Source organism: Falsochrobactrum tianjinense (assembly GCF_019100495.1).
Taxonomy (GTDB): domain Bacteria; phylum Pseudomonadota; class Alphaproteobacteria; order Rhizobiales; family Rhizobiaceae; genus Brucella; species Brucella tianjinense.
In genome coordinates this window covers 674,240-687,031 of the sequence record NZ_JAHRVA010000001.1, presented here as the reverse complement: position 1 = coordinate 687,031, position 12,792 = coordinate 674,240, and the positions used below count along the sequence as shown (strand labels likewise).

Below are 12,792 nucleotides of genomic sequence, written 5' to 3'. Positions count from 1 at the left end.
GGCCCGGTCTAATTTGTCAGCCCCGCAGGGTCAAGCGCGGAGCCATGGAAGGCGGTAAAATCCGCTCATGATCGGCCCGTTCAGTTCGTATCTGGCTTGACCGCCTCGGCCTTTGTCGGCGCAGGTTCAGGCGCAAGACCCTTTTTGAGCTTTTCCTCGATCTTCGCGAGTTCTTCCGGCTCCGGTTTGCCGGCAATGGCGTGATTCCATTGGAAGGTCGCCTCAAGCTGCCGGTCGGTGCGCCAATAAGCGTCGCCCAGATGATCGTTGATGGTGGGATCTTCCGGGCGCAGCTTCACCGCTTTTTCCAGTTCCACCACCGCGTCGTCATAACGTCCGAGCCTGTAATAGGCCCAGCCCAGCGAATCGACGATATAGCCGTCCTGCGGGCGCAGCTCCACCGCCTTGCGAATCATGTCGAGCGCTTCATCGAGATTGATGCCCATATCGACCCAGGAATAGCCCAGATAGTTGAGCACCTGCGGCTGATCGGGATAAAGCTCCAGCGCCTTCTTGAAACTGGGCTCCGCCTGGTCCCATTCCTTCAGCCGTTCATGGGCGATGCCGCGCTGGTAGAAAAGCGGCCAATCCTTGCGTTCGGGCGTCGCAATCTGCCCTACCGCCGCATCATAGACCTTCGCTGCTTCGGCGAAATTCTTGTCCTGCGCATAGACGCCGCCCAGCGCCAGATAGGCACGCATGTCGGTCTTGTCGCGTTCGAGCAGGGTCTTGAGCTGCGCAATCGCCTTTTCCGTCTGCTCACTGTCCGCAAGGTTCAGCGCGCGCTGCATTTCCGCATCGCGCCGATAGGGCGATTTTTCAGGTACCTGGCCATAATATTCGATGGCTTTTTCCGGCTGGCGCAGTTTCGCGGAAATATCGCCAAGCTGGTAGAGGGTCGCGTCGTAATCGGGACGCAACGGCATCGACATCTGCAAGTAAAGCTTGGCGAAAGCCTCCGCCCCGCCGCGATTGATCGCAGTACCCAGCGTATAAAGCGCTTCGGCCACGCCCTGCTGCGCGGTTTCGACCAGGCGTCCGAATTTCTGGCCGGCTTCGATCTTTTCGCGCATTTCGGTAATCGTCATGCGACCGTTGAGCAGTTCCTCGGCTTGCTCGAGAAGGCTGATCGCGCCATCCTTGTCGCCCTGCCGCAGCTTGAAAGACGCATAGGCCATGACGATGCGCTCGTAAGTGTCGGGCGCGGCCCCGCCGCCGGGGCGGTCATCAATGGCTTGCTGGTAGAAATTGCGCGCATTCTGCTTGTCACCCGCGATATCGGCGATCAAAGCGGCATTATAGGTACGAAACAAGCCGTACCATTCCGGCCCATCAATGCGACGCACATCGGCCAGTGCCTGTTTGGGATTGCCCTGCCCGACCTTGACCCATGCTTTCATCAGGGAGGTCGCCAGCATGTCCATGTCGGATTGAAGCGAGAGCATGAGAAGCGGGCCGACCTTGCGGTACTGCTTATGGGAAATGGCGTTGATAGCAAGCGCCACACGCGAAAAGCGTTCGATTTCAGGATCGTTCCTGAGTTCCTCGGCCAGCGGCAATGCGTCCTTGAAACGGCCTTCGGTGAGCAGTGCCAGCAGCAGATTTTGCCGGATCGTGCTGTTGTTCGGATCGAAAGCCATGGCCTGACGGTAGAAATCCACGGCCGCCTCAAGGTCATTCCCGGATTCGGCAGTCCGTGCCGCGAGATAGGCCCCGGCGAAAGAACCAGCGCGCACCTGCATTGCAGGCTCGGCTGCGGTTTTCGCCTGCGCCCCACCTGACGGCAGCGCCATCCCTGCCGCAAGCGCGAGCAGCAAACCGTAAATGGAGCGATATTTCGATCCTTGCCGCATAAAGCCTGTCCTTCCTTCTATTCCTTTGGCGACCCCAACGGGCATCGCTTTCCTCCACTGGAACAAGGCACCCCAAGCATGGCGTTTGTGGGATGGCAAAGCGGAAAACGCATTAATTAACGCGGCTGATGCAGAAATCGATGACCTCGATGAGTGCATCCTTCTGCGGGCTTGCTTCGAGCGGCGCAAGAGCATTGCGCGCCATCTCGCCAAAATCGCGGGCGCGCTGCACTGTATCGGCAATCGCGCCATGGCGCGTCATGATTCCAATGGCCTTTTGTAGCGAAGCATCATCGCTCGCGCCATCCTCAATGGCATGTTTCCAGAAAGCGCGCTCGTCATCGCTGCCGCGGCTATAGCTGAGAATAACCGGCAGGGTGATCTTGCCTTCGCGGAAATCATCGCCGGTATTCTTGCCTAAATCCGCAGCCGAGCCGCCATAATCGAGTGCATCGTCGACAAGCTGGAAGGCAAGGCCAAGATTGAGGCCGTAATCACGCAGAGCCTCGCGGTCGGAGCGCCGCGCATCGGCTATAATCGGTCCGACTTCGGCGGCAGCCGAAAAGAGCGCTGCGGTCTTGGCCTTGATGACGGCGAGATATTCGTCTTCAGTGGTTTCCATATTCTTGGCGGCGGCGAGCTGCATCACTTCGCCTTCGGCGATCACCGAAGCCGAGGTCGCCAGAACGTCGAGGGCTGCGAGCGAGCCAACATCAACCATCATCTTGAAAGCCTGGCCGAGAAGGAAATCGCCGACCAGCACGCTGGCCTGATTACCCCAGATCATGCGCGCAGTGCTTTTGCCGCGCCGCAGGTCGCTTTCATCGACCACATCATCATGCAGCAGCGTTGCGGTGTGCATGAATTCGACTGCGGTTGCGAGGCGCACATGGCCATCACCCTCATAGCCGAACATGCGCGCCGCCGCGAGCGTCATCATGGGACGCAGGCGCTTGCCGCCTGACGAAATCAGATGATTGGCCACTTCGGGAATCATTTCGACATCGGAACCGGCGCGAGACAGGATCATCTCGTTCACACGTCCCATATCGGCTTTCGTCAGGTCGACCAGCGGCTGCACCGATCCTTCCTGTTTCGCTTTCCCGTCAAGATTCAGCACGACACCCAATATCATTTCTCCGAAGCTAGCGCATTCGATACATGATTGCAGAACCATGCATCGATTGATTCCTTTTCAGTCTGATCCCCTCTGAAAATCGCTTCGCAATTTTCGGGGATCATACCTGCTGGCCCGGCCACACTATTTAACCGGATCGGATTGCTCAAGACGCATGTGTCCTCAAACGTCCTTGAAGCCCGATTATTCCGACGCCTGTTCATCATTGAAGGAAGCAGTTGTCAATGCGCTCTATTGGTTACACATTGTCGGGATGATCGAACTTATGCGCACAAATGATTCCGTTTTGCTGTCGGTGGCCGAATCCTTGATGAAAGAGGCTGGAATCGGATATTTCATCGCCGACGCCAATATGAGCATCGTCGAGGGGTCGCTGGGCATCCTGCCGCGCCGTTTTCTGGTCGAAAACGGCAGGCTGGAAGAAGCCAGAACCTATCTGGTCGATGCAGGCCTGGAACACGAATTACGCGATCATGAGCGATAGCACTTCCTCATCCTCCTGCCCGGCCGCTGACGGACCGCAAAGCGTGGAAGAAACGCTCGACGTGTTTCATCGCGGGGCATTCCATCTCGTCCAGCCTGCATTGAAGGGGCATCGTTCGGGAGTCGACGCCATGATTTTGGCAAGCTGCGTGCCGCAAGGCTTTGCCGGACGGCTCGCCGATCTTGGCAGCGGGGCCGGGGCTGCGGGGCTGGCAGTGGCTGCACGCTGCAAGAATTCGCGCATAGTTCTCGTCGAGCGCTCTCGCCTGATGGCAGGCTTCGCCCGCAAGACCATCGCCCATCCGCTCAATGCCGCGCTGGCCGGGCGCATCGATATAATTGAAGCGGATGTCGCGCTGGTCGGCAAGGCGCGGGTGGCGGCAGGGCTGGCCGACAATGGTTTCGATTTCGCCATCATGAATCCGCCCTTCAACGAACCGCGCGACCGCTCCACCCCCGACCCGCTCAAGGCTGAAGCCCATGTCATGCCCGACGGCATGTTCGAGCAATGGCTGCGAACGGCTGCGGCCATCGTGAAGCCGGGCGGCGGCGTCGCCATCATCGCACGTCCTGTTTCGATCACGCAGATTCTTGATGCGATGACGGGCCGCTTCGGCGGATTGAAGGTCGTAGCGGTCCAGCCGCGAGCGGAAAGTGCTGCCATCCGCATCGTCGTGACCGGAATATGCGGCAGCCGCGCCGCGCTCTCGCTCATGCCTCCCCTCATCCTTCATACGGATGAAGGCAACGCCTTCACGTCGCGTGCCGATGCCATCAATAACGGGCAGGCCGCGCTTTTCTGACCGATTTTGGTTGCGGCAGCACGATCAAGCCAATATTCCTGCACCCACACGCCAATCGAGAGTTATTCAAGTCTTCCCAATAAAGAGCTAGCGCAGGTCAATGAACAATAGTCTGAAACCAGTCCGCCCCATATCCATCATGCGCCGTTTCCTTGACAGCGAGTCGGCAGGCGGCATCGTGCTCATGGTGGCGGCTGCACTTGCGCTGATTGTCGCCAATTCGCCTTTGGCGGATACCTATTTCGGGACCCTGCATTCTTATATCGGGCCGCTGAGCGTGGCGCACTGGGTCAATGACGCGCTAATGGCCATCTTCTTTATGCTGGTCGGGCTGGAGATCAAGCGCGAATTCCTCGACGGCCAGCTCGCAAGCTGGCCCAATCGCATGTTGCCCGGCATTGCCGCCGCAGGCGGCGTCATCGTGCCTGCCATCATCTTTGTCGCCTTCAATTATCAGGACGCCGAAAAAGTGCATGGCTGGGCGGTGCCCTCGGCTACCGATATCGCCTTCGCGCTCGGCGTTCTCTCGCTGCTCGGCTCGCGCGTGCCCTCCAGCCTCAAGGTGTTTCTGGCGACACTCGCCATTCTCGACGACCTTGCCGCCGTAATCATTATCGCGATCTTCTATACGGCAGAACTTTCAATGGCCTACCTGGGCGCAGCCTTTGCCGCAGCTGCATGTCTTTTCATCATGAACCGCATGGGTGTTGCCAGGCTGCTACCCTATCTGATCGGCGGTGCAGTGCTTTGGTTCTTCGTGCTTAACTCTGGCGTCCATGCCACCGTTGCAGGTGTCGTTGCGGCGCTGATGATCCCGCTCAAGCCCGCCAAGGCCAAGCCTGACGATATGAGTTCGCCGCTGCACCGGCTCGAACATGCGCTGGCAAAGCCGGTCGCATTCTTCATCGTGCCGCTGTTCGGATTTGCCAATGCGGGCATTTCCTTTACAGGCATGACCCCTTCCATTGTCTTCGACACGCTGCCGCTGGGTATCATGCTCGGTCTTTTCGTGGGCAAGCAACTTGGTGTTTTCGGCGCGGCATGGCTTGCAATCAAGACGGGCCTTGCGCAAAAGCCGATGGGGGCAAGCTGGGCGCAGCTTTATGGCGTCGCCATATTGTGCGGCATCGGTTTCACCATGAGCATTTTCATCGGTCTTCTGTCGTTCCCATCCGAACTGTTGCAGACCGAAACCAAGATCGGCGTTCTGACCGGTTCGGCCCTTTCCGCCATCTGCGGCTATGTCATGCTGCGGATGCTGTCGCCGCAGAAAAAAGCCTGATGAATATCTGATCGTGAAATGCCCGGAAATTATTCCGGGCATTTCTCTTTGTGTTGCCTATATTCTTTCCTACATTGCATCTGACAGAATTTTTAGAACCTGGAGTTCGCCTTGCTTGGCATTTTAACCCGCCTCATTCCGCGCCGTTTCCGCCCAAAATTCATTGAAATTCCCGTCGTGCGAATGCATGGCGCCATCATGACGGGCGGCAATTCATTTCGCCCGATGCTGTCGCTCGCAAGTACCGCAGAAGTGCTGGAAAAAGCCTTCGCCGATAAGGAGGCGCCTGCGGTCGCCATTTCGCTGAATTCCCCTGGCGGCTCGCCGGTTCAGTCGCGGCTGATTTATCGCCGCATCCGCGATCTCGCTGACGAACATGGCAAGCGCGTCTTCATTTTTGTCGAGGACGCAGCAGCATCTGGCGGCTATATGATCGCGTTGGCAGGCGACGAGATCATCGCCGACCCATCCTCCATTGTCGGCTCCATCGGGGTCGTTTCGGCCTCTTTCGGCTTTCCCGAACTTCTGAAGAAGATCGGCGTGGAACGGCGCGTCTATACGGCGGGACAGAACAAGGCCACGCTCGATCCGTTCCAGCCCGAGAAAAAAGCCGATATCGAGCGTCTGAAGGCGCTGCAACTGGAAATTCACCAGACTTTCATCGACATGGTGCAGGAACGACGCGGCACCAAGCTTGCCAATGATCCCGATCTTTTCACCGGGCTGTTCTGGACCGGTACGAAGGCCAAGGAACTCGGCCTGATCGACGGGCTGGGTGATATGCGCAGCTTTTTGCGCAAGGCCTATGGAAACAAGGTCAGGCTGAAGCTGGTTGAGCCGAAGCGCAGCATGCTGGGCCGCAAGATACCCGGCGTCGAACTTGCCCTGGATCAGGGCCTCGGGGCCAATATCGGTGCGGGTCTTTTGTCAGTCGCGGAAGAAAAAGCACTCTGGGCGCGTTACGGGCTTTGAATTTCATGGTTTGACCATGATATACTGCCAGTACTGACAGGCAATCCCATGCCATTTGCATGAATTTTCAGATCATGATCCCGAAACGGCATTCGGGGCCATGTGCAAGCCGAAGGACACAGGCCATGCCCCAGCTTATATTCCTGCTGCTGATCATTGCCGCCGCCTGGTACGGCTACCGCTCGTTCAAGCGCGAGGCGGTGCGCGTTACCCAGCGCGTGCGGCAGGCGGAAAAGGAAGCGCAGAACCGTGCCCACGGCACATTGGTTCAGGACCCGAAGACGGGCGAATATTACGTCAAGAAAGACTGATCCGCTTTCCGCCGATGACGAACCCCGTTATGGACGCCGATCCAGCCATTGATGTGGCCGTGCACCGCGTCACGCGTCTTGCCCCGGCCAAAATCAATCTGGCGCTCCATGTGACGGGTCGCAGGGATGACGGCTATCATCTGCTCGACATGCTGGTGGCCTTTGCCGATATCGGCGATCACGTTCATATCGAAAAAAGCGGCGCGGACAGCTTTCGCATCAGCGGCCCATTTTCCGACGGCATTCCGCTTGATAGCGGCAATCTGGTGCTCAAGGCGCGCGATATTCTGCGCCGAGAATTCGGATCCGCGCTGCCTGCCGTGGCCATTCATCTGGAAAAAAACCTGCCCATCGCCTCCGGCATTGGCGGCGGATCGAGTGATGCCGCAGCAACGCTACTCGCGCTCAACGATCTGTGGAAACTGGGCTTGAGTTTTGACGAACTCGCAACCCTTGGTCTTACCCTTGGGGCCGATCTGCCCATGTGCCTTCATGGTGCGGCCTTCCGCACGCCGCTTATTGCGCGCGGCATTGGCGAGGATATCATTCCTGTCGACGATATGCCCGCTCTTGCCCTGCTGCTCGTCAATGACGGCACCGCGCTGGCAACCCCGGATGTATTTTGTGCCCTGAGCCGGCGCGATAATGGAGCGCTGCCGCAGCGCGCTTTCCGCTCGCTTGAATCCCCTCTCGAATCATTGTGCTCCTATCTGCGTTCCACCCGCAACGATTTGCTGCCTGCGGCGCTTACACTTGCGCCGCATATTGCAAAAAAGCTCGATCTGCTGCGCGGCCACCAGGCGCTTTATGCGCAAATATCAGGTTCCGGCGCGACCTGTTTCGGGCTTTTTGCCGATATCGAAACTGCGCAGCGCGCCGCCGCCGCGATCCGCTCCGACCATCCCGGCTGGTTTATCGTCCCGGCCCGCACGGCATCTTCCAGCCCGATTCCGATCTAAATTTCGCCGTCACAGAATATGTTCTTGATTTGTTCTACGTTTTCCGTTAGGAATAGATTCAGCAATGAGAGAACCGAATCATGGACATCATCCAGCAGGCAGACAAGGTAGCCTTCGGGGCTACATTCGGAACAGACCGGGCGGAACACGCCAATGCGCTGGTCGGTGAAGCGGGCCTGCGTATCGATCACTCAAGGCGGCGCGGACGCGGGGCTGGCATCAATCCTACGGGCCGGTTCGAGCCGGCGACGCGGCACGAATTCGACGATGGCTGGACGACGCTTGAAGACCTGCCTGCATTCAAGACCGATGTGCAAGTCGAAAAACCACGCACGATCATCACCCGCAATGATTCGCCCGACATCAGCTTCGACCGCTCGATCAATCCCTATCGCGGCTGCGAGCATGGCTGCATCTATTGCTTCGCCCGCCCGACGCATAGCTATATGGGTCTCTCTGCCGGCCTGGATTTCGAGACGCGGCTGTTTGCCAAGCCTGATGCGCCGCGCCTTTTGGAGCGCGAACTGGCCAAGCCCGGCTACCAGCCCAAAACCATTGCCATCGGCACCAATACCGATCCCTATCAACCGGTTGAGAAGAAGTGGCGCATCATGCGCGAGATTCTCGAAGTGTTGGAAGCCGCCAATCATCCGGTGGGCATCGTCACCAAATCGGCTCTCGTGGTGCGCGATATCGATATATTGAGCCGCATGGCCGAAAAGGGTCTGGTCAAGGTCGCGCTTTCGGTGACCACGCTCGATGCAAGTCTTGCCCGTACCATGGAGCCGCGCGCTTCGACCCCCACCCTACGGCTTCAGGCGATCCGCAAGCTTGCCGATGCCGGCATTCCGGCCAATGTGATGATGGGGCCGGTCATTCCGGGCATCAATGATCACGAGATCGAGCGCATTCTCGACGCCGCTTATGCGCAAGGCGCGCGTGAGGCAGGCTATGTGCTGTTGCGGTTGCCGCTGGAAGTTGCACCCCTGTTCAAGGACTGGCTGTTGCGCAACTATCCAGATCGCTATCGCCATGTCATGTCGCTGGTGCGCTCCATGCGCGACGGCAAGGATTATGACGCCGAATGGGGTAAGCGCATGCGCGGAACCGGGCCTTATGCATGGCAGATCGGACGCCGGTTCGAGATCGCGGCGCGCAAGCTGGGCTTTAACAGGCGGCGCGTGCCACTGCGCACCGATCTGTTCGAACCGGTCGAGAAAGGCGGAAAACAGCTTTCATTGTTCGCCTGATTTTCGTTTCAGGAGAAGGCTTTCTGTCCCAAGCCGCCACCCTCTGGCAGGAAGCCCTTGCGGAGAATCGGAAGCAATGCGAGCATGACTGCCCCATGACATGCTCCGCTTCTGATTCTCCGCTTCTTTTCGATCTTCCTGTCGCCCCCGATTTCTCCGAAGAGAGAAGGCTGCTGGCGCGGGGGCGCTTTCATATTGCAGGCATTGACGAAGCCGGGCGCGGTCCGCTTGCAGGGCCGGTCGTGGCTGCGGCAGTGGTTTTGGATGCTGGCGATCTGCCGGACGGCCTGGATGATTCCAAACGGCTCAAGGCCGCAAAGCGCGAGGCGCTTTATGAGGTAATCCTCGCCAAGGCCGTGACTATATCGGTTGCCAGCCTGAGCGCGCGCAGCATCGATACAAGCGATATTCGCAAGGCTGCGCTGGAAGCCATGCGCCGCGCCCTTGTCGGCCTGACCCTCAAGCCCTGTCATGCGCTGATCGATGGGCGCGATGTGCCTCCCGGCCTCTCCTGCCCCGGATCCGCTCTGATCAAGGGCGATCAGCGCTCGATTTCCATTGCCGCAGCCTCCATCGTCGCGAAGGTCACGCGTGATCGCATGATGATCCGTGCGGGCATCGCTCACCCGCCCTACGGTCTTGAAATCCATGCGGGATATGGAACCGCAAGGCACCGCGCCGCCATTGAAAGCGACGGTCCCGTGCCTGGCATTCATCGCTATACTTTCTCACCGATCAAAGGGCGCTTCAGCGCCTGAAACAAGCCGCAACAACAAAAATGCCGCCTATGGAAGGCGGCATTTTCACGATCTCTATTTGTAATCGAAATCAGTTCAGGTTCGACTTGACCTGTGTGAGCGCATCCTTGAACAGATTGCCTGAAAGGCGCGTATCCATCTTATCGGATACGATCTTGCCTGCCGCTGCGACCGCCAGATCAACCGCAGACGCGCGAACCGCATTGATGGCATCCACTTCCGCGGTTGCGATCTTTTGCTCGGCAAGCTTGTTGCGGCGGGCCACATATTCCTCGGTCGAACGCTTGGCTTCCTCAAGCAGCGCCTTGGCCTCGCGTTCGGCGGCAGCGACGATGTCGCCTGCTTCCTTCTCGGCTTCCTTGCGCTTGCGGTGATATTCCGCCAGAAGCTGCTGCGCTTCTTCACGCAACGTGCGCGCTTCTTCCAGTTCCTTGCGAATATTGTCCGCACGCTCGTCAAGCGAACGCCCGATCATGCCCGGAACCTTCAGGTAAATATTGATGGCGATGAAGATGACGAGAGCAACAAATGCCCAGAATGTAGCGTCCATTGTCTTCTCCTCAGGCGTTCGTCGCCTTGACAGCCGCCGATATGGCGGTCTTGTCGGCTTTGGTACCCAGAAGCTGCTCGACGATCATCGCCGTAGTATCTTCAGCGATAGCGCCAACGTCGCTCATGGCCTTGGCCTTGATGGCGGCGATGCGCTCTTCTGCTTCCTTGAGCTTGCTTTCAAGCACGGCTTCAGCGGCTGCGCGTTCGGCATCGGCTTCGCCCTTGCCTTTCGCACGAGCGGCTTCGGCAATCGAAGATGCCTTGGCGCGGGCGGCAGCCAGTTCCTGTTCATAAGCAGCGATGGCGTTGTCCGCATCCTGCTTGAGACGGGCGGCCTGCTCGAGATCCTGTGCGATGCGGTCGCGACGGTTTTCGATCACGCCGCCGATACGTGGCAGAACCACGCGCGACAGGAACAGATAGAAAAGCCCGAACGTGATCGCCAGCCAGAGGACCTGCGATGCGTAATGGGTGGAATCAAACGGAGGAAATACGCCGCTGCCGTGCCCGGCCTCTTGCGCAACCCCGGTTTCGGTGTGCACCTCACCGGTGGCAGGGACTGAGCCTTGCTCGCTGGCCGGTTGAGATTCTGTGGCGGTTTGGGCAAACGCCGTGGACACGAACATCCAGATTTCCCCTTCAATCCGGCATGATCTTGTCCGTAAACCGGATCATGCCTTGCTCAAACGTCTTATGCAAAGGCCAGCCGCGCATGCACCGGATTTGGATGCTTCGCGGCAGGCCAGTTCCTTGCAGCCGTTATCAGACGGCGAAGAGGAGCAGAAGCGCGATGAGCAGCGAGAAGATGCCCAGAGCTTCCGTCACGGCGAAGCCGAACACCAGACGGCCGAACTGGCTGTCAGCGGCGGACGGATTGCGCAGAGCGCCGGAGAGATAGCTTGCGAAGATGTTGCCGAGGCCGAGAGCCGTACCGGCCATACCGAAACAGGCGAGACCGGCGCCGATGTACTTTGCTGCTTCCGCTTCCATGTTAAGCTCCTTCTGGATAAAAATAAGTGCGGATTTCAGTTCTGGCGGTCGCCCGCCGGTTAGAACTCAGTGTCCCGGATGTACAGCGTCGTTGATGTACATGCAGGTGAGAACGGTAAAGACGTAAGCCTGGAGAAACGCCACCAGGAATTCGAGCGCGGTGATCGCGACCGTCATCAAGAGCGGCAGAACAGCGCCGCCGATGCCCCAGACATTGCCGATTGCAGCCAACGAGACCACGAAGCCCGCGAAAACCTTGAGCGTGATGTGACCGGCTAGCATGTTGGCGAAAAGACGAACCGAAAGGCTGATCGGGCGTGACAGAAACGAGATTATCTCAATGGCGACGACCAGCGGCACGATGATGCCCGGCACGCCCTGCGGCACGAAGAGCTTGAGAAAGCCGAAGCCGTGCTTGAAGAAACCGTAGAAAATGACCGTGCCGATGACCAGCAGCGAAAGGGCAAAGGTCACGATGATCTGGCTCGTCACCGTATAGAAATAAGGCACCAGACCGATGAAATTCGCAATCAGCACGAACATGAACAGCGAGAAGACGAAGGGGAAGAACTTCATGCCCTTCGATCCCGCCGAATCCCGAAGACTGGTGGCCACGAATTCATAGGCCATTTCCGAAACCGATTGCAAGCGGCTCGGAATCATGCCCCGACTGGATGAGGTGAAGTAAAGAAAGCCTGAAGCGAGCACCACGGTTGCGACCATGAAAGCCGAAACATTGGTGAACGACAGGTCCAAACCACCTACATCGATCGGAATCAACCGGGAAACCTGGAACTGATGGATCGGATCGTTCGCCACCTTAACCTCGTCTGTCATTCCTGCCCGAAGGCAATTGGTCTGCCCGAAGGCGTTTCGTTCTGGACACGACGTCCTGTTGTCATGTGTCTATACGCGAACATTTTGCGCATGTCCGCGAAGACTTATTCCTTGCCGCGCTTTTCCCCGTCAGACTTAATATTGCCTTGTTCGGCAATATATCCTGAAGACCGCAGCACATTGAGGGTGCCGGCGCCAAAGCCCAGGAGGAGGAATACGATCAGTCCCCAAGGCGACGTGCCGACAAAACGATCAAGAAACCAGCCGATCAGCGCCCCGACCACGATGCCCGCGATGAACTCGCTGGAAAGCTTCATGGCCTGCGCGACCGAACCCGATGTTCCGGACCGCTCCTCTTCGGAAGCCGGTGTCTTGAACGCACCTTTTTTGGTCAGTTCGACCTCAAGGCGATTCAATCGCTGATCCAGCTCCCCCGAAACAGGCTTGTGGTCCGCATCCCTACCGGCTCCGGATGGCTTTCCGGGTTCAGTCCCGCGCGCCATGACAGCTCCTTCTTGCAAGAAATGCAGGGCCTTCAACCCCATTTCCAAGTTGCGCGCAACATATTGACACAGCACGCGCTAGTCAAGGCAGTGAAGCGATT

The 12,792-nt window shown here is 58.3% G+C and carries 15 protein-coding genes; 8 read left to right on the top strand and 7 right to left on the bottom strand.

Annotated elements, in window-relative coordinates; translation table 11 throughout:
- Nucleotides 1-80 precede the first annotated feature (80 nt).
- Together KUG47_RS03205 and KUG47_RS03200 are read right to left on the bottom strand one after the other, a co-directional pair.
- Nucleotides 81-1,853, bottom strand: a complete 1,773-nt coding sequence (locus KUG47_RS03205; protein ID WP_217676488.1) for a tetratricopeptide repeat protein — start codon at nt 1,851-1,853, stop codon at nt 81-83.
- A 112-nt stretch (nt 1,854-1,965) separates the two neighbouring features.
- Complete coding sequence (locus KUG47_RS03200; RefSeq protein WP_217676966.1) at nt 1,966-2,982, bottom strand: polyprenyl synthetase family protein; 1,017 nt, start codon at nt 2,980-2,982, stop codon at nt 1,966-1,968.
- A 262-nt stretch (nt 2,983-3,244) separates the two neighbouring features.
- Here KUG47_RS03200 and KUG47_RS03195 point away from each other — a divergent pair, with 262 nt between their 5' ends.
- The 8 genes from KUG47_RS03195 (at nt 3,245) to KUG47_RS03165 (ending at nt 9,809) form a co-directional block, all read left to right on the top strand.
- Entirely contained in the window at nt 3,245-3,475 is a 231-nt protein-coding gene (locus KUG47_RS03195; RefSeq protein ID WP_217676965.1) for a putative signal transducing protein, read from the top strand.
- On the top strand, nt 3,465-4,277 hold the full coding sequence (locus tag KUG47_RS03190; protein WP_217676487.1) for a tRNA1(Val) (adenine(37)-N6)-methyltransferase: 813 nt from the start codon (nt 3,465-3,467) through the stop codon (nt 4,275-4,277). Before KUG47_RS03195 ends, KUG47_RS03190 begins: the two co-directional genes overlap by 11 nt.
- Before the next feature lie 100 nt (nt 4,278-4,377).
- On the top strand, nt 4,378-5,559 hold the full coding sequence (gene nhaA / locus KUG47_RS16710; protein ID WP_254799258.1) for a Na+/H+ antiporter NhaA: 1,182 nt from the start codon (nt 4,378-4,380) through the stop codon (nt 5,557-5,559).
- Nucleotides 5,560-5,670: 111 nt separating this feature from the next.
- Nucleotides 5,671-6,531 carry a S49 family peptidase gene (locus KUG47_RS16705; RefSeq protein WP_254799257.1) on the top strand — a complete coding sequence of 287 codons (861 nt, stop codon included), beginning with the start codon at nt 5,671-5,673 and terminating at the stop codon, nt 6,529-6,531.
- 125 nt (nt 6,532-6,656) lie between these two features.
- Nucleotides 6,657-6,842, top strand: coding sequence for a hypothetical protein (locus KUG47_RS03180; protein ID WP_217676486.1), 186 nt, complete (start codon nt 6,657-6,659; stop codon nt 6,840-6,842).
- 29 nt (nt 6,843-6,871) lie between these two features.
- Nucleotides 6,872-7,801 (top strand): 4-(cytidine 5'-diphospho)-2-C-methyl-D-erythritol kinase, encoded by a 930-nt coding sequence (locus KUG47_RS03175; RefSeq protein WP_254799256.1) that lies wholly within the window; start codon nt 6,872-6,874, stop codon nt 7,799-7,801.
- Nucleotides 7,802-7,881: 80 nt separating this feature from the next.
- Nucleotides 7,882-9,051: a PA0069 family radical SAM protein gene (locus KUG47_RS03170; RefSeq protein WP_217676484.1), complete on the top strand. Its 1,170-nt coding sequence runs from the start codon at nt 7,882-7,884 to the stop codon at nt 9,049-9,051.
- Between the two features lie 95 nt (nt 9,052-9,146).
- Nucleotides 9,147-9,809, top strand: a complete 663-nt coding sequence (locus KUG47_RS03165) for a ribonuclease HII (RefSeq protein ID WP_217676483.1) — start codon at nt 9,147-9,149, stop codon at nt 9,807-9,809.
- A gap of 70 nt (nt 9,810-9,879) precedes the next feature.
- On the opposite strand, the gene KUG47_RS03160 is transcribed toward KUG47_RS03165, so the two are convergent.
- The 5 genes from KUG47_RS03160 to KUG47_RS03140 form a co-directional block, all read right to left on the bottom strand.
- Nucleotides 9,880-10,359, bottom strand: coding sequence for a F0F1 ATP synthase subunit B (locus tag KUG47_RS03160; protein ID WP_217676482.1), 480 nt, complete (start codon nt 10,357-10,359; stop codon nt 9,880-9,882).
- Nucleotides 10,360-10,369: 10 nt separating this feature from the next.
- Nucleotides 10,370-10,987 (bottom strand): F0F1 ATP synthase subunit B, encoded by a 618-nt coding sequence (locus KUG47_RS03155; protein WP_217676481.1) that lies wholly within the window; start codon nt 10,985-10,987, stop codon nt 10,370-10,372.
- 136 nt (nt 10,988-11,123) lie between these two features.
- Entirely contained in the window at nt 11,124-11,351 is a 228-nt protein-coding gene (locus tag KUG47_RS03150) for a F0F1 ATP synthase subunit C (RefSeq protein WP_109704553.1), read from the bottom strand.
- Nucleotides 11,352-11,417: 66 nt separating this feature from the next.
- On the bottom strand, nt 11,418-12,170 hold the full coding sequence (locus KUG47_RS03145) for a F0F1 ATP synthase subunit A (protein ID WP_217676964.1): 753 nt from the start codon (nt 12,168-12,170) through the stop codon (nt 11,418-11,420).
- Nucleotides 12,171-12,292: 122 nt separating this feature from the next.
- Nucleotides 12,293-12,691 carry an AtpZ/AtpI family protein gene (locus KUG47_RS03140; protein ID WP_217676480.1) on the bottom strand — a complete coding sequence of 133 codons (399 nt, stop codon included), beginning with the start codon at nt 12,689-12,691 and terminating at the stop codon, nt 12,293-12,295.
- Between the last annotated feature and the right edge of the window lie 101 nt (nt 12,692-12,792).

Bases quoted from the DNA above. Each gene is read 5' to 3' on its own strand.
- KUG47_RS03205 (WP_217676488.1), bottom strand. From the start codon at position 1,853: ATGCGGCAAGGATCGAAATATCGCTCCATTTACGGTTTGCTGCTCGCG.
- KUG47_RS03195 (WP_217676965.1), top strand. From the start codon at position 3,245: ATGATCGAACTTATGCGCACAAATGATTCCGTTTTGCTGTCGGTGGCC.
- KUG47_RS03190 (WP_217676487.1), top strand. From the start codon at position 3,465: ATGAGCGATAGCACTTCCTCATCCTCCTGCCCGGCCGCTGACGGACCG.
- nhaA (WP_254799258.1), top strand. From the start codon at position 4,378: ATGAACAATAGTCTGAAACCAGTCCGCCCCATATCCATCATGCGCCGT.
- KUG47_RS03180 (WP_217676486.1), top strand. From the start codon at position 6,657: ATGCCCCAGCTTATATTCCTGCTGCTGATCATTGCCGCCGCCTGGTAC.
- KUG47_RS03175 (WP_254799256.1), top strand. From the start codon at position 6,872: ATGGACGCCGATCCAGCCATTGATGTGGCCGTGCACCGCGTCACGCGT.
- KUG47_RS03170 (WP_217676484.1), top strand. From the start codon at position 7,882: ATGGACATCATCCAGCAGGCAGACAAGGTAGCCTTCGGGGCTACATTC.
- KUG47_RS03165 (WP_217676483.1), top strand. From the start codon at position 9,147: ATGACATGCTCCGCTTCTGATTCTCCGCTTCTTTTCGATCTTCCTGTC.
- KUG47_RS03160 (WP_217676482.1), bottom strand. From the start codon at position 10,359: ATGGACGCTACATTCTGGGCATTTGTTGCTCTCGTCATCTTCATCGCC.
- KUG47_RS03155 (WP_217676481.1), bottom strand. From the start codon at position 10,987: ATGTTCGTGTCCACGGCGTTTGCCCAAACCGCCACAGAATCTCAACCG.
- KUG47_RS03150 (WP_109704553.1), bottom strand. From the start codon at position 11,351: ATGGAAGCGGAAGCAGCAAAGTACATCGGCGCCGGTCTCGCCTGTTTC.
- KUG47_RS03140 (WP_217676480.1), bottom strand. From the start codon at position 12,691: ATGGCGCGCGGGACTGAACCCGGAAAGCCATCCGGAGCCGGTAGGGAT.